The sequence below is a fragment of the Vibrio sp. CCB-PB317 genome (assembly GCF_022808245.1).
GTDB lineage: Bacteria > Pseudomonadota > Gammaproteobacteria > Enterobacterales > Vibrionaceae > Vibrio > Vibrio diabolicus.
The window spans coordinates 143,787-159,398 of sequence record NZ_JALGNU010000003.1; the positions used below are offsets into that span (position 1 = coordinate 143,787).

The following is a 15,612-nucleotide window of genomic DNA, read 5'->3' on the forward strand; positions in this document are numbered from 1 at the left end:
TCTGAATCTTGAGCCTTTCTGCTGAGAGTAAGTACTTTATTTTTGTATGGATGGATTTATTGAATGAGACTGTATTCATTTTTGCTGGCTTCTGCACTCAGCCTTACTAGTGCTTCAGTGTTGGCGAACTCGCCTGAATTTGCTCACGTAACGACGACGGGTTATGGTGAAGTTATTGCTACACCAGATATGGCGACGTTTTCTGTGAAAGTGGTAGATACGACAATGACTGCTGAACAGGCCAAGCAGTCAGTTGACAAAACCGTTGAGCAATTTCTGAAAAATCTGTCCGATGCTGGCTTATCAAAAGACAATGTTACCAGCTCGAATTTATACCTTGCGCCTCAATACCACTACCCTAAATCTGGTAAAGCAGAGCTCGTTGGTTATCGCGCTTCTCGTAGCATTGATGTGACGGTTACGGATCTAAAAAACCTAAACCAGTACCTAGATATGGCGTTAGAAGCAGGGATTAATCAGGTTGATAATATTCAACTTAAGGTAAGCAACCAGGCTGAGTATCAGCAAAAGGCACGCATGGCGGCTATCCAGGATGCGCGAGAAAAAGCAGCGTCACTGGCTACTGGCTTTGAGAAAAAATTGGGTGATGTTTGGCAGATCAATTACAGACAGATGCACGTTCAGCCAGTTCTAATGCGCTCGATGGCGATGGACAGTAAAGAAGGGGCAAACAGCTACCAAGATTCTACCATGATTATTCGCGATCAAGTTGACGTGATTTACAAGCTGAAGTAATACTGGGTGCAAAAAGAAAAGGCAGGGTATTCCCTGCCTTTGTTATTTCTGCTTCACAAATTAGTGAAGGATACGAGCACGGATAGTGCCTTCAATACTTTTCAGTTTCGCTAGCGCTTCTTCTGAGCGCTCGGTTTCAACATCGATCACTACGTAGCCGATTTCAGCGGCTGTTTGTAGGTACTGTGCAGCAATGTTAATACCGTCTTCCGCGAAGATGGTGTTGATCTGAGTAAGAATACCAGGACGGTTTTTATGGATGTGAAGCAAGCGAGAGCATTCACCACCGTGCTCTGGCAGTGACACCTCTGGGAAGTTTACGCTTGAAAGCGTAGAGCCGTTGTCAGAGTACTTCGCCAGTTTTCCTGCGACCTCAACACCGATGTTCTCTTGTGCTTCTTGCGTTGAACCACCAACGTGTGGAGTGAGGATGACATTATCGAACTTCTGTAAAGGAGATTCGAACGGGTCGGCATTCGTTTTCGGTTCTGTCGGGAATACATCAATCGCAGCGCCCGCAATATGACCTGCTTCTAAACTATGGCAAAGCGCTGGAATATCCACGACAGTGCCGCGTGCTGCATTAATAAAGATTGAGCCTGGCTTCATGCGAGCAAACTCAGCTTCACCCATCATATTTTTTGTTTCTGGCGTTTCAGGAACGTGCAGAGAAATTACGTCACACTTGTTTAGTAGTTCACTCATGGTATGTACTTGCGTCGCATTACCAAGGGACAATTTGTTCTCGATGTCGTAGTAGTAAACGCGCATACCTAAGTTTTCGGCAATAATACCTAGCTGCGTACCAATGTGGCCGTATCCGATAATGCCAAGACGTTTGCCACGTGCTTCGTAAGAGTTGTCAGCACTTTTCTTCCAAATACCGCGATGTGCAAGCGCATTCTTTTCAGGAATGCCACGCAGAAGTAGTAGGATTTGACCAAGTACCAGCTCCGCCACACTGCGTGTGTTAGAGAACGGTGCATTAAACACAGGAATGCCGCGTTTTGCTGCTGCGTCTAGGTTTACTTGGTTAGTACCGATACAAAAACAGCCAATTGCAACCAGTTTATTCGCCGCATTGATTACCTCTTCGGATAGGTTCGTACGGGAGCGAATACCGATGAAGTGCACGTCTTTAACTGCTTCAATCAATTCTTCTTCCGGAAGGGAACCTTTATGGTACTCAATGTTGGTATAACCAGCTGCTTGAAGAACTTCAACTGAAGAAGGGTGGAGTCCCTCTAACAAGAGGATCTTAATCTTTTCTTTTTCCAGTGAAACTTTGGCCATTTTTTCTCGTCCTTAAAATGGAAAGGTGGGCTAATGTGGCGCACATTGGGCAAAACTATTAAAAAGGGGATAATTGATAGTTTTGTAGGAGGACAAACGTTTCCTTGTGCGTCTTCTGTTCAATAAAGTAACAAAAAAAAATTGCTTTGGGTAAGAAAATTACGGAATAAGAGATAATTTTCTTAGAGAAAGGAATAAAAAACGGTGCCTTGCAGCACCGTATGTAATGAAATAACAGAAAAGTGAACCAGATAGGTTCATTTTGGGCTGTTATTTACTCTTCAATTTTTGCACCTTCTGGTGTGCCAGTGATCACTACGTCAGCACCACGGTGAGCAAAAAGGCCCACAGTAACCACACCCGCGATACCGTTGATTTTGTCTTCCATTTCTTTCGGGTTAGTAATCTGCATGTTGTGTACATCCAGAATTACGTTGCCGTTGTCAGTCACAACGCCTTCACGGTAAGCCGGGTCACCACCCAGTTTTACTAATTCGCGCGCAACGTAAGAGCGTGCCATTGGGATCACTTCTACAGGTAGTGGGAACTGACCTAGTACGTCAACTGCTTTGGTGCCGTCAACAATACATACGAACTTATCAGAGATTGCCGCGACAATTTTCTCACGAGTCAGAGCCGCGCCGCCGCCTTTGATCATTTCACGTGCTGGGTTAATTTCGTCTGCGCCATCAACATACACATCCAGCTTCATTACGTCGTTACACTCGTATACTTCAATACCAAGCTCTTTAAGGCGCTCAGTTGAAGCGACAGAGCTAGACACTGCACCTTTAATATCGTCTTTGATAGTGCCTAGTGCATCGATGAAGTGATTCACGGTAGAGCCAGTACCAACACCGACAATGCTGCCTTTCTCAACATATTTTAGTGCTGCCCAACCAGCCGCTTTTTTCATTTCATCTTGAGTCATGCCAATCTCCTGAATAGATGTTCGTTAACGTTTGCGGGCGTGATTATAGCGGCTTACTTGCCACTTTCCCATTGCCATATTCGGCTTGGGGTCACGATCTTAGGTAATGGAATGTCCCAGCTTTCGATTGGTAAGCGTTCTACATGTTGGCAGTCGTGAGCGATACCAACAGGCTTGGCACCTTCTCCGGTTATAAACCAATGAGACAGGGTACGGTCATAATACCCTCCGCCCATGCCTAAGCGGTGGCCGATGCTGTCGAATCCAACCAAAGGTGTACAAATGATATCAAGTTGACGAACGGGCTTGAGATGGCGGATGTCTAGTTTGGGCTCTAAGATACCGTATTTGTTGTAGATCAATTGATCATCACTTACGTACAGAAGAAACAGTAACTGACCTTTGGAAAACGGATGGATGACAGGTAGATAAACCGATTTTCCCTGTTGCCACAACCACTTAATGAGCGGCTTGGTATCAAGTTCACCGTCAGCAGAAAGATAAATAGCAATATGCTGTGCTTGCTGGATTTCAGGAAGTTGAGAGAACTGAGTGACAAGGTCGATCCCCGCTTGGAATTGAGTATCGCTACACAATGCGTTGCGCTTTTCACGAATCAGTTTGCGGAAGTCTTGTCGAGAGAGGTCTGACATAGAGAGAATACCCCAGGGTGCCGTTGAGGATTGTGGCCCTTGAACCAGCTGGTTCAAGGCGGATCAGCAATGACAACCGTAGGCTTCTCGGTGCATGCCGAGCTTGCTCAATAGTTACCAAATACTAACCCTTAGGTATTGCTTATCGGCTCAGGGACTTAAATCCTGCTGACGCACACCCCAGGGTAAATTTTGTATTTACTGCTGTCCTTGCGTAACTTTGCTTAGTGCGTTCTCAAGAGACGCAGAGAGCTTTTCCATTCGCTCAGTAATTTCTTGCTGTTGACCGTTTGATTCGTATGACTTGGTGTGCAACTCATAACAAATATTCAATGCAGCGAAGGTCAGCAGTTGGATTTCATTGGTTACCTTAGTACGTTCGCTCATTTCTTTCAATCGGCGATCCAGATCTTTTGCCGCTGCAACAAGAGACTCTTCTTGTCCTGTCGGACAATTCACTCGTGTAACTTTGCCTAATATTTCAACGTCGATCGCTTGATTGCTCATGATGAATAAACTCTATATTCGCGCTATCTAAGGTGTTGCTTCATACAACTACCGAGGAGCAAACTATAGGAAAACCGCTATTAAGATTCAAGCATTTCCCATCACAGAAAGAGAAATGATTACGAGATCACACAGGAATTGGGCAAATTGAGCAAATGCTGTTCAAAATTGAATTTGATAGCCGTTTCAGACCACTAACCTTGATGGTAGGATATACCAATACATTATTATGCAAGAATGAGCCAAGTTATGAGTGAAATCACCCTTCCTGAATACCAATCTATTGCTGCTGAACTGCAATCTGCAAGCCTAGCAGTAACACCTGCGGAATTACATGGCTTATTTGTCGGCATGTTAAGTGGTGGATTGGCGATTAATGATCAAACTTGGCAGCCTATTCTGTTTGACTACACCAATGATGGTATGGGTTGGCCTTCTACCGCGCTAGCTTTTGCTCAAAGCGTATTCACTGTTACTGTCAATGAACTCACGGGCACGTCGATGGAGCTGTCTTTATTATTGCCAGATGAGCCGGGAGAAGAAGGCTTATTCGCGTTGGCTGACAGCGTGTCCGATTTCGTAAACCACTTTATTTCTGGTTTAGGTCTAGCAGGTGTTGCGCTAAATAAAGCGTCAGATGACGCTAAAGAAGCATTGGCTGACTTAGAAGAGATTGCCAAATTAGGCATTGATGAAGATGATGACCTCGGTGAACAAGCGCAATTGCTAGAACAAGTGATTGAACACATCAAAGCTTGCGTACTAACGATTCATGCTGAGTTTGGTGTTCGCCCTGAAAGTAGCGATAAAAAGCCTACTATTCATTAATCGTAGATGGTCCAGAGGTTAGCATGAAGCAATATGATGTAGTCATTGCTGGTGGTGCCATGGCAGGGGCAACGTTAGCATTGGCGATTGACCATTTGTCCCAGGGAAAGCTCCGCATTGCCGTCGTTGAGCCTTTTAAAGCGCAGTCAGATATGCACCCTGGTTTTGACTCTCGCTCAATCGCATTGTCTTACGGTACTGTCAATCTGTTGCGTCAACTACAGCTCTGGACCTCGATAGAGCCGTTTGTCACACCCATTGAACATATCCACGTTTCTGACCGCTCTCATGCTGGGATGACGGAAATTACCAAGCAAGAGATTGGCGTTGAAGCACTAGGGTATGTTGTCGAATTAGCCGATGTTGGTCGCGTATATCAAGAATTATTAGATAGCAGCGCATCCATTACGCTGTTTTGCCCTGACTCTGTTACCGATATCGAGCGCGAGCAACCCTGTACCCATATTACGTTGAAAAGCGGTGGGAAGCTTGAAGCAAAACTGCTGGTGGCAGCCGATGGTGCTGTTTCGACTTGTTGTCAGAAAATTGGTTTAGAGCTTTCTGAGCAAGATTTTGAACAAGTGGCTGTCATAGCCAATATTGTGACTCAAGAACCTCATCAAGGTCGAGCCTTTGAACGTTTTACTGAAAATGGCCCTGTTGCTTTATTGCCAATGAGTGACAATAGAATGTCCTTAGTTTGGTGTCTGCACCCTGAGGAAGCCCAAGCAGTTCTTGAGTTATCTGACCAAGCATTTCTCCAACGTTTACAACAAGATTTTGGTTGGCGTTTAGGCGCGATGAAAAAAGTGGGACGCCGTGCGAGTTACCCATTGCTTCTTCGCCATCGAAAGCAAAATATTTCTCATCGTTTTGCGATTGTTGGGAATGCGGCGCAAACGCTGCATCCGATAGCTGGACAAGGTTTTAATCTTGGTATTCGCGATGTTGTCTCGCTAGCAGAAGAAATCGTGCAGCAAAGCGATGATGTTGGTCTTTATCAAGGCTTGATGCGCTTTAGTCAGCGTAGAGAGGCAGATCGAAGCGAAACGATCTGGCTAACCAGTGCCTTAGTGCATATTTTTTCAAATGATTTACCCGCGATGCGAATTGGGCGAAATACTGCCTTAGCAGCGATGGATAACCTTTCTATTTTTAAGCAGCCGCTACTACGCCATACGCTTGGTTTGGTAAAACGATGAACGGCCGCACTGAATTAGGTAATAAAAAGCAATGATGCAAAGTGTAGATATCGCCATCATCGGCGGAGGGATGGTTGGGTTGGCACTTGCTGCCGCATTCAAGGACAGTGATCTGCGTGTCGCCGTAATAGAAGGCAAGGTGCCAGATGAGTCGTTGAAAGAGTTACCTGATGTGCGTGTGTCTGCGTTGAGCCGTTCTAGTGAGACTATCTTGCGTAAGCTTGGCGCTTGGCAGGGGATAGAGCAACGCCGATCTTCACCATACTACGGTATGGAAGTGTGGGAGCAAGATAGCTTCGCTAGTATTGAGTTCAATGCACAAAGCATGGCACAACCTGATTTAGGGCATATTGTTGAGAATCGAGTGATTCAACTCGCACTGCTCGAACAAGTCCAAAAGCTCGATAACGTCACTATGTTTATGCCTGCACGTTGCGCGACCTTAGCGGTGGGCGAACAAGAAAGTTGGTTGACGCTCGACAATGGTCAAGCCATGACGGCTAAGTTAGTGGTCGGAGCCGATGGGGCAAACTCGTGGCTTCGTCATCAAATGGATATTCCGTTAACGCATTGGGATTATGGGCATCATGCTCTGGTCGCGAATGTTAAAACCGCTGCTCCGCATAATAGCGTTGCACGACAGATTTTTACTCCTCAAGGGCCATTGGCGTTTTTGCCAATGTCGCAACCAGATATGTGCTCTATTGTTTGGTCCACTGAGCCAAATCGTGCAGAGCAGCTATTGGCAATGAGTGAGCATGATTTCAACAAAGCATTGACGAGCGAATTTGATACACGACTTGGTCTATGTGAAGTCGTGGGAGAGCGTGCCGCGTTTCCTTTGAAAATGCGCTATGCGCGAGATTTTGTTGTAGAGCGAGTCGCGCTGGTTGGCGATGCGGCCCATACCATTCACCCACTAGCGGGGCAAGGTGTGAATTTAGGTTTATTAGATGCAGCCAGCCTCGCTCAAGAGGTGTTAGCGCTATGGAAGCAAGGCCAAGATATTGGCAGCAAACGCAATCTAAGAGGTTATGAGCGTTGGCGCAAAGCTGAAGCAGCAAAGATGATTGCTGCAATGCAAGGATTCCGAGACCTGTTCTCAGGAGAGAATCCTGCTAAGAAGCTGGTTCGTGGCATTGGTTTGAGTTTAGCGGGTCAATTGCCGGGAGCGAAAGATGAGATCATGAAGCGTGCGCTTGGTCTAAAAGGTCATCTGCCGGATCTGGCACGTCAGTAGGTGTAAAGCGAACTTCAAATACACAAAAGGCTGGTTAATCCAGCCTTTGTTTTATCAACGTTTTGCTAAGCATATGCGCATCGGAGTTTCATTATTTCTTGGTTGATCTCTTTGACCGCTCGGAAATGGCGTTGCTCTGCTTTCTCCGGCAGTATTAACTTGCCGTTATCAAACTCGAATCTACCGACCCCGTAAATATAAATTCTTCCTTTAAAAAGACGACTTATATGTTTAGCAATCATACTTGGTGTATAGCGCTTAAACAGTCTCATATTTACTTTCCTTTTATCTAACCTAGCCTAGGTATTCTACGTTTTGGACGCGAAAATTATTGTGACAGCCATAGTATTAAATACAGATGTAGGGTGTTGCGTCAGAGATTTGTGTTGTCTTAGACAATTTGACAGTGTCATCTCTTAAATAGCGTGAGGATTACCCCAAAAAATCACCGTTCAAGGAACCCTTACGACAATACACTCCTTTTTACGTGACGCATTAAGCAATAGTTTTGTTACAGAATTAAGAATAGAACGAAAATGATTGTTTGCTAATTGTTTCTATTAAGGTGGTATCCAACAGAACAAACTTTACGTCCTAACGGTTAGATAAAGAGGAAGAGAAAAAAGTTCCGTACAAAAAAAAGCCCGCTTCAGCGGGCGAATAGTCACAGATGCATTACACAAAAGTGGACAGCTGACGGCATGAATACTGTCATTCAGTCAGCTGATTCACTTTATGCTGGTTAAGTGCTTGTTTGAAACTTAACCAACAAATTCAGCATATACGAGTTTTATCTTTGTGACTATTTATGTTTTATATGTGATTAAAAATTCTCTCGTGTATTTTTATAGATATGAGCGAGATCACGTGATGATAGAAACACTACGTGTTATTACATTATTTTTAGACGATTAACGACAGATCTCAGCTACGGTCGGCTGACACAATTGGATAAGATCTTGGATAGAAAGCGCCAGTCCAGCCATGCGATCGCCACTGCTGATCGTGACTTCCTGTTCTTCTAGTAAGCTAGGATCGAACACGATCGGCATGTGTCGTTTGAGTAATAGTGGAGTGACAGTACCAATTTTGTAACCCGTGATGGCCTCAACGTCGGCTTGATCAACGCAAGTCATCCGGCGGCATTGCAGTAACGAGCGCACTTTTTTGGGATCGACACTACGATCACCAGGCGCACAGGCGAGTGCATATTGATTACCCATGTCTCGTAGCAAGATTGCTTTCACCATTTGAGAAGGGCGAATGCCGCGTTGTTGCGCGGCATCCTCAATAGTGGTTGCTGGTTTTTGATGCGGTAACAGACGAAACGGAATGTGTTGGTCTGTGAGAAATTGCATCAAAGGAGTATTGATTGTATTACTCATCATCAAGGCTGTAAGGCAGTGATTCGATTGTCCATTCACATTCTGGTTGAGCAACCAAACGAAGACGAGTGTCTTCATCGAGATTATTGGGCAGTACGATCAGGCCAATCGCTTGATTGTCGCTGAACTGGTAGTAGTTTAATAAAGCACCCACTGAACGCCAGTTTTCACCCACGCTGCGTTCGAGCTCAATTGGCTCGTCACTGAATGGAGCTGAAGTTGCCCCTTTTACGATGTACATCGCACGTTTATTTGTACCGCGATACTTAGCTCGTGCTACCGTTTCTTGTCCTGTGTAGCAGCCCTTTGTGAAGCTAATGCCTCCTAAAGCTTGCACGTTGAGTGCTTGTGGAATGTGAGCATTCTGCGCGGATGCAGAGACAAATGGTAAACCAGCTTCAATGTCGAAACGATTCCAAAGCTCATTTGTCGTAAGGGCAGCATCTGTATTTTCAATGACTTGTTGCGCAGCTGGCGCACTTAATATCAGTAGCCAGCGGTTTTGTGATACTTGTACCGCGGTGCCGCCTTCAACAGGGCGAACGCTGCCAGTCGTTTTGCTCATTGAAGAAATAAGCTCATCGGCTTTGACGCCGGCAACACCTAAGATAACTTCATCAGAAGCTTCAATCGTTACTTTAGAGAAAATGGCGTATTTTTTTATTTCGCTAAGTTCTACGTCAATCGCCGATTTTGGTTGGATCATGCCGTAGCCATCGTGGTGATGGAAAAGGCGGAACACACTCCATACTTTACCTTTCGCATCACAATGTGCGCCTAATGTTGATTGGTCTTGTTCTAAAGAAACGACATCGCAGGTAACCTGACCTTGTAAGTATGATTTTTTATCGTCACCGACCATGGTGATCATGCCGAAATTGTCCAGCAGCGAGATAGATAACTCTGGAAGTGCGTCTTGAGTTGAGAGAGGTAGTGCTGAAAAACGAGTTTGCCATTCCATAATTACAATGCCTTTTGAAGATATTTTTCCGCTATGTTATACCCAAATAACCTTGAGATACTAGGGGAGCGATTTACGAATCAACATTTGTCTGCTTTCACTATCGTATTGTGACCCGCACACTAGTGACGTAGCACATCCCTTGTTACACTCCGCACTAACAACAAGACATCTATGAAGGAATAGTGAATGTACACTCCGGAAGAAAAAGCGCGTATTAAATGGGCTTGTCGTCGAGGCATGCTTGAGCTTGACGTAGTAATTATGCCGTTTTTTGAAGAGTGCTTTGATACTCTGAGTGAACAAGAGCAGCGTGACTTTGTTTCTTTACTTGAATGCGATGATCCTGATCTGTTTACTTGGATAATGGGGCATGGCCGCAGCGAAAACTTAGGTCATGCTGCAATGGTTGATAAAATTGTCGCCCATAACCTCAGCAAAGTTCGTTAATTTTACCGCTTCTCCCTCTCTGACTGCCCGAGTTCTCAATGTAATACTTTTCTTACTGATGACTTGGGCCGTTACCCTCTCTAGCATCCCTCTCGTATTATCGATTTATTTGTTATTAATGATTGTTAAGGCACTATTGAGCCAAGGCTTTGTTAAACCGACAAGTCAGGGTTATTGGTATGTGCATTGCGATGGCTCAGTTAGGTTTGAGGCCCTTGAGTATAGTGAATGTTCGGCGCCTCTTGAGTCTGAAAAGGATCAGTTACAACGAATCGATACATCGATATTGCCATTCAAGATAACATTTCGATTGGAGTCTGGCCGTAGCGTCACGATTTGGCGTGATAGCTGTGACGATCAGCATTACCGTCAATTATCTTTGGTATTACGCCAGTGGGAAATGAAACAGGGAGCCAATGCTCCCTGTTGATGTAATAGTTTATTTTGTCGAATTAAAGCTGTTTAGCTGGAACCAAAATCGTTGGTCCGCTGTTTTCCAGTTGGTTCGGATAATCAAGCGTGTAGTGCAAACCTCGACTCTCTTTACGCTGCATCGCACAACGAACCATCAGCTCTGCTACTTGTAAAAGGTTACGCAGTTCTAATAAGTTGTTCGAGACACGGAAATTGCTGTAATACTCATGCGTTTCTTGTTGCAACAGTTGGATACGGCGCAAGGCGCGTTCTAAACGCTTGTCAGTTCGTACAATGCCCATGTAGTCCCACATAAACAGACGAAGCTCGTGCCAGTTGTGCTGAATGATCACTTCTTCATCACTGTTGGTCACTTTACTTTCATCCCAACATGGCACCTGTGAAGGAAGCTCCACGTTAGTGTGATGTTTTAGAATATCTTTCGCCGCAGACCAAGCATAAACCACGCATTCGAGAAGTGAATTTGATGCCATGCGGTTAGCACCATGCAGCCCTGTATAGCTGACTTCGCCAATCGCATACAAGTTTTTAAGATCGGTGCAGCCATTTCTATCCACCATGACACCGCCACAAGTGTAGTGCGCAGCAGGTACGATTGGGATTGGCTCTTTGGTCATATCAATGCCCAAGTCCATCAAGCGTGAGTAAATGGTTGGGAAGTGTTTTGTAATAAAGTCCGCAGGTTTGTGACTGATGTCGAGGTACATACAGTCGGCACCCAAACGCTTCATTTCGAAGTCGATAGCACGAGCCACGACGTCACGCGGAGCAAGCTCTTTACGCTCATCGAAATCTGGCATAAAGCGAGAACCATCGGGACGACGCAGGTAAGCACCTTCACCACGTAACGCTTCGGTCAACAAGAAGTTACGCGCCTCGGGGTGGTATAAACACGTCGGGTGGAACTGGTTAAACTCCATATTTGCCACACGACACCCTGCACGCCAAGCAATGGCAATACCATCACCAGACGAAACATCTGGGTTAGAGGTGTATTGATAAACTTTTGAGGCGCCACCTGTAGCGAGAACCACAAATTTGGCCCGCACGGTTTCGACATGCTCTTCGTTGCGGTTCCAAATATAAGCACCGATAACTTTGTTTTTATCACCGCCAATTTTGTCTTCGGTGATTAAGTCCAGCGCATTGTGACGTTCGAGAACATGAATATTTGGATGGTTGTGAGCGTTATCTTGCAGAGAGGTTTGCATCGCCATACCTGTTGCATCTGCCGCGTGAAGAATACGACGACGACTATGGCCACCTTCACGAGTTAAGTGGTAACGAGGCTCATCGTCAGAGTCATCCTCTTCACGATCAAATGGGACACCACCGTCGATCAACCACTGTACGCACTCTTTTGAATGTTCAGCAATGAACCTCACAGTATCTTCGTCACAAATACCATCGCCGGCGATTTGTGTATCTTCAACGTGTGACTCAATGGTGTCTGACTCATCAAATACAGCAGCAATACCACCCTGGGCATAATAGGTCGCCCCTTCGCTGCGTGGCCCTTTACTCAGCACCATCACTTTACAGTGGTTAGCAACGCGCAAAGCCAACGACAAACCAGCCGCGCCACTCCCTACCACTAACACATCACACTCATGTTCACGATTTGTGTTCATATAACTTTTATAATCCCAAGCTAAGGTAACAAAGTCACCTTGTGTATTATTTGCACACCATGTGCATTCCATTATCGCGACACCTGTCGCTAAGGGCTAAGTTGGGAGACCTATCGACATCCGTGTTACTGCGGTGACTGAGCCACTCTTCTTTTTCATGCAGAGCATGAGCATGCTTCCTAAGTTATATTTGTAACGCGGTGTTCAGATAGCCATTAGCCATGCAAATGAAAAGTAATAGTTTGTCAATGCCATTGCTTTTCCATGCTCGACCCAGCACAATCTGGGACAGAGATCATTCATTATACCCAATTCCCCTCAAGATGCTCGCTTGTCAAACTTAGACTAAAGTCAGGCAACGGTGGTCATTTGGGTATAGACATCACACTGTGAAAAAACAATGACAAAAAACTTGAGAAACCATGGAACTTTCTCATTCACGTTAGGGTCACAATAGTGCTCAAGTAAGCAGTGGTGTCAATACTACGTTTTGCATAATTAGTACCCATATCTGAGAAGAGTAGGGGCATAACAAATAGGAGTATCCGCTCGAATGAACGAGCAGCTGACCGATCAAGTATTGATTGAGCGAGTTCAGAATGGCGATAAGCAAGCATTCAACCTGCTGGTAACGAAGTACCAGAACAAGGTATGTAATCTTATTTCCAGATACGTTAGTAATCCTGGCGATGTACCAGATGTAGCACAAGAAGCGTTTATTAAAGCTTACCGAGCTATTCCCAGCTTTCGTGGGGAGAGTGCGTTTTATACGTGGCTGTATCGCATTGCAGTGAATACTGCGAAAAATCACATTGTTGCTCAAGGGCGTAGACCTCCAGCGACAGATGTCGATGCTGAAGATGCTGAATTTTACGAAACAGGTAGTGCACTTAAAGAAATATCGAACCCTGAGAACTTAACGTTGTCCAAAGAATTGCAACGGGTGGTGTTCAGTGCAATCGAAGCTTTACCTGAAGATTTAAAAACCGCAATGACATTACGAGAGCTCGATGGCTTGAGTTATGAAGAAATTGCAGAAGTGATGGATTGCCCGGTAGGAACGGTACGATCGCGTATCTTCCGTGCTCGTGAGGCGGTGGAAAAGAAAATCAGACCTCTTTTGCAACGCTAGTACAAGTAATAACTATGGTGAAAATAATGGCTGACAAAGAAAAACTTTCAGCTCTCATGGATGGAGAATTGGTCGATAAGGCTTTAATTCAAGAGTTAGAGCAAGACCAAGAGAGCCGTGATGCTTGGCAGAACTACCACCTGATTGGTGATGTGATGCGAGGCGAAGCGCCAGCAAAACCTGAGTGGAATATTGCTGAAAGCGTGGCGTTAGCGTTAGAAGATGAACCTGCACACCGTGCGTTTGATGCGCACAGTGCAAATGTTATCTCAATTGCTGATACGCCAAAAGAGTCGCAACCAGAACCGCAAAAAGCAAAACGTCAGTTGCCAGGTTGGTTGACACAGTTTGGTCAAGTTGCTGTTGCTGCATGTGTATCGCTTGTTGTTATTTTAGGTGTACAGCAGTACGGTGGTAGCGATTCAATGTCGCCGCAAACAGACCAATTGCCTGTGTTGCAGACAGTTCCGTTTGCTGGCAGCGCAGAGCCTGTGAGTTTAACTCGTGAGTCTGTTGAGCGTTCTGTAGGTGAAGCAAATATGCAAGAGCAACGTAAGCGAGTTCATGCTATGCTGCGAGACTACGAATTGCAGTTACGAATTAACAGTGATGCATCTCAACAAGATGCAAATCTGAATCCGGATATTGAATGAAAAAATTTCTGATCAGCGCTTGCGCTCTGTTCAGTATGATGTCTTCTCAAGCCTTTGCTGGTGATAAGCCAGCGGAGGCTTTATTGCATCAAATGAGCGAGGCGAGTAAGAATTTAAGTTACGAACTCTCTTATATCCTTATCAAAAAGAACAGCATTGAGCCGTTGCTGTATCGTCATGCCACGCATGGTGACGATCAATATGCTCATCTTGTTTATTTAAGTGGCCCTGTGCGCGAAGTGATTCGTCGTGGCACAGAAGTAAGCTATATCGAAACAGGTTTAGAACCATTCACCATCGAGTCAGGTAAAATGGTCGCTCCGACCATGCCTATGCTCAACACCAATATCGATGAGCTAAACTTGTATTACGACTATGTAAAAGTGGGTAGAGCTCGTGAAGCAGGTGTAGCAACACAAGTGCTGCGTATCGTCCCTAAAGACGGTCTGCGCTATTCATACGTACTATGGATCGATGAAAAGAGTAAATTGCCGTTACGTGCCGACCTTGTGGACCGTGATGGTGAGATGCTTGAACAATATCGCACTATTTCTTACACGGTGAATCCAAAAATCGCAGAGTTAATGAGTGGCCTACAAGATGTTCAATTACCAGCTGTTCTCACCATGCCAAAAGGCGATATTGGGACCAGTAATTGGCAGGTAGGTTGGATCCCTGAAGGTTTCGAGCCGAACGAGCTCAACCGCTATCGTATGGCCGTTACTAATCAAATGGTGGAGAGCCAGCTGTATTCTGATGGTCTGTTTAGCTTCTCTGTTTACGTAGCAAACAAAGATGAGCATTCGTTAAAAGGGCAGTTGGTTCGCCAAGGCAGAAGAACGCTACACAGTTTTGTGAGCGGTCAACATGAAATCTCCGTTGTAGGAGACATTCCGCCGACCACAGCACAACGTATCGCCCAATCTGTCACATTTAATGTAACAAAGAGTAAACAACAATGATGACCGCGTTGGCTACTGTGACAGACGTACATCGTCGCGGTAAACAATACGAAATTGATTTAAGCTGCGAACAGCAGACCAGTTGCAGTAGTTGCTCTTCACAGAAAAGCTGTGGAACGGGCGTTGTGACTAAAGCCATTGGTAACAAGAGTTTATCTTGGCACCTGCGCACGGATAAATCAGTGAAGATAGGTCAAGTCGTCGAGATAGGCTTTCCTGAGTCGAGCCTGATAAAATCAGCAATGGCGGTTTATTTACTGCCGTTGTTTGGTTTGATTATCGGTGCGATGTTTGGTCACTTCCTATTAGCGCCGCTGACCGCGGGCGGGGAAGGTATCATCATATTGGCATCAGTACTATTTGCAGCTGGTGGAATGTGGATCGCAAAACGTGTTTCTCGTCCGTTAGAGGATGAATCCAAGCGCCAAGTTACCCTCGTTCGGGTACTTGGAGAGCCAATCCAGTAAGTGTTGTCCCCCTCCACTAAAGGTTATTTGGGTATGTACTTTAAATTACGTGCGCCCGTTAACGAAATTCGGTAGAATCTGCCAACTTGATTGAAATGCCGTCAGTAGATGGCGTTTCTTACTGTC

Annotated in this window: 18 protein-coding genes and 1 other RNA gene; 10 read left to right on the forward strand and 9 right to left on the reverse strand. The window is 45.3% G+C overall.

What is annotated here, in order from left to right; genetic code table 11:
- The first annotated feature begins 63 nt into the window (after positions 1-63).
- Positions 64-756: an oxidative stress defense protein gene (locus MTR11_RS17880; RefSeq protein ID WP_005393939.1), complete on the forward strand. Its 693-nt coding sequence runs from the start codon at positions 64-66 to the stop codon at positions 754-756.
- A 60-nt stretch (positions 757-816) separates the two neighbouring features.
- On the opposite strand, the gene serA is transcribed toward MTR11_RS17880, so the two are convergent.
- The 5 genes from serA to MTR11_RS17905 all read right to left on the reverse strand — a co-directional run bounded on the left by serA (position 817) and on the right by MTR11_RS17905 (position 4,140).
- A complete protein-coding gene (serA, locus tag MTR11_RS17885) occupies positions 817-2,049 on the reverse strand; it encodes a phosphoglycerate dehydrogenase (protein WP_005393937.1) in 1,233 nt (410 codons plus the stop codon).
- Positions 2,050-2,323: 274 nt separating this feature from the next.
- Positions 2,324-2,980, reverse strand: a complete 657-nt coding sequence (gene rpiA / locus MTR11_RS17890; protein WP_005380982.1) for a ribose-5-phosphate isomerase RpiA — start codon at positions 2,978-2,980, stop codon at positions 2,324-2,326.
- Positions 2,981-3,033: 53 nt separating this feature from the next.
- Complete coding sequence (locus MTR11_RS17895) at positions 3,034-3,633, reverse strand: 5-formyltetrahydrofolate cyclo-ligase (protein WP_243328154.1); 600 nt, start codon at positions 3,631-3,633, stop codon at positions 3,034-3,036.
- Positions 3,634-3,638: 5 nt separating this feature from the next.
- Positions 3,639-3,823, reverse strand: a non-coding RNA gene (ssrS, locus tag MTR11_RS17900) — 6S RNA.
- A gap of 8 nt (positions 3,824-3,831) precedes the next feature.
- A complete protein-coding gene (locus MTR11_RS17905) occupies positions 3,832-4,140 on the reverse strand; it encodes a cell division protein ZapA (protein ID WP_065646105.1) in 309 nt (102 codons plus the stop codon).
- A gap of 249 nt (positions 4,141-4,389) precedes the next feature.
- Between MTR11_RS17905 and MTR11_RS17910 the strand changes: the two genes are divergently transcribed.
- From MTR11_RS17910 to MTR11_RS17920, 3 genes are read left to right on the forward strand one after another with little or no spacing between them, the layout of a single operon-like run.
- On the forward strand, positions 4,390-4,968 hold the full coding sequence (locus tag MTR11_RS17910) for a YecA family protein (protein ID WP_033907447.1): 579 nt from the start codon (positions 4,390-4,392) through the stop codon (positions 4,966-4,968).
- 23 nt (positions 4,969-4,991) lie between these two features.
- Positions 4,992-6,170: a 2-octaprenyl-6-methoxyphenyl hydroxylase gene (ubiH, locus tag MTR11_RS17915; RefSeq protein ID WP_243328155.1), complete on the forward strand. Its 1,179-nt coding sequence runs from the start codon at positions 4,992-4,994 to the stop codon at positions 6,168-6,170.
- 31 nt (positions 6,171-6,201) lie between these two features.
- Positions 6,202-7,410: an FAD-dependent 2-octaprenylphenol hydroxylase gene (locus MTR11_RS17920; RefSeq protein WP_243328156.1), complete on the forward strand. Its 1,209-nt coding sequence runs from the start codon at positions 6,202-6,204 to the stop codon at positions 7,408-7,410.
- Positions 7,411-7,475: 65 nt separating this feature from the next.
- Here the strand turns inward: MTR11_RS17920 and MTR11_RS17925 are convergent, their stop codons facing one another.
- The 3 genes from MTR11_RS17925 to ygfZ all read right to left on the reverse strand — a co-directional run bounded on the left by MTR11_RS17925 (position 7,476) and on the right by ygfZ (position 9,756).
- Positions 7,476-7,682, reverse strand: coding sequence for a DUF1107 domain-containing protein (locus MTR11_RS17925; RefSeq protein ID WP_005380970.1), 207 nt, complete (start codon positions 7,680-7,682; stop codon positions 7,476-7,478).
- Positions 7,683-8,321: 639 nt separating this feature from the next.
- Positions 8,322-8,795: an aminoacyl-tRNA deacylase gene (locus MTR11_RS17930; protein ID WP_243328427.1), complete on the reverse strand. Its 474-nt coding sequence runs from the start codon at positions 8,793-8,795 to the stop codon at positions 8,322-8,324.
- Complete coding sequence (gene ygfZ / locus MTR11_RS17935) at positions 8,788-9,756, reverse strand: tRNA-modifying protein YgfZ (RefSeq protein ID WP_243328157.1); 969 nt, start codon at positions 9,754-9,756, stop codon at positions 8,788-8,790. Before ygfZ ends, MTR11_RS17930 begins: the two co-directional genes overlap by 8 nt.
- 189 nt (positions 9,757-9,945) lie before the next feature.
- Here ygfZ and MTR11_RS17940 point away from each other — a divergent pair, with 189 nt between their 5' ends.
- A complete protein-coding gene (locus MTR11_RS17940) occupies positions 9,946-10,206 on the forward strand; it encodes a succinate dehydrogenase assembly factor 2 (protein WP_005393925.1) in 261 nt (86 codons plus the stop codon).
- Positions 10,154-10,636 carry a protein YgfX gene (locus MTR11_RS24180; RefSeq protein ID WP_317411432.1) on the forward strand — a complete coding sequence of 161 codons (483 nt, stop codon included), beginning with the start codon at positions 10,154-10,156 and terminating at the stop codon, positions 10,634-10,636. Before MTR11_RS17940 ends, MTR11_RS24180 begins: the two co-directional genes overlap by 53 nt.
- Before the next feature lie 22 nt (positions 10,637-10,658).
- On the opposite strand, the gene nadB is transcribed toward MTR11_RS24180, so the two are convergent.
- On the reverse strand, positions 10,659-12,272 hold the full coding sequence (gene nadB, locus MTR11_RS17945; RefSeq protein ID WP_041853018.1) for an L-aspartate oxidase: 1,614 nt from the start codon (positions 12,270-12,272) through the stop codon (positions 10,659-10,661).
- A gap of 553 nt (positions 12,273-12,825) precedes the next feature.
- On the opposite strand from nadB, the gene rpoE reads away from it, so the two are divergent.
- From rpoE to MTR11_RS17965, 4 genes are read left to right on the forward strand one after another with little or no spacing between them, the layout of a single operon-like run.
- Positions 12,826-13,404, forward strand: coding sequence for an RNA polymerase sigma factor RpoE (gene rpoE / locus MTR11_RS17950; protein WP_005380946.1), 579 nt, complete (start codon positions 12,826-12,828; stop codon positions 13,402-13,404).
- 26 nt (positions 13,405-13,430) lie between these two features.
- A complete protein-coding gene (locus tag MTR11_RS17955; protein ID WP_012841405.1) occupies positions 13,431-14,057 on the forward strand; it encodes a sigma-E factor negative regulatory protein in 627 nt (208 codons plus the stop codon).
- Complete coding sequence (rseB, locus tag MTR11_RS17960; RefSeq protein WP_130544998.1) at positions 14,054-15,019, forward strand: sigma-E factor regulatory protein RseB; 966 nt, start codon at positions 14,054-14,056, stop codon at positions 15,017-15,019. Before MTR11_RS17955 ends, rseB begins: the two co-directional genes overlap by 4 nt.
- Positions 15,016-15,486, forward strand: a complete 471-nt coding sequence (locus MTR11_RS17965) for a SoxR reducing system RseC family protein (protein ID WP_005384575.1) — start codon at positions 15,016-15,018, stop codon at positions 15,484-15,486. The genes rseB and MTR11_RS17965 overlap by 4 nt, the downstream gene beginning before the upstream one ends.
- Positions 15,487-15,612: the final 126 nt, after the last annotated feature.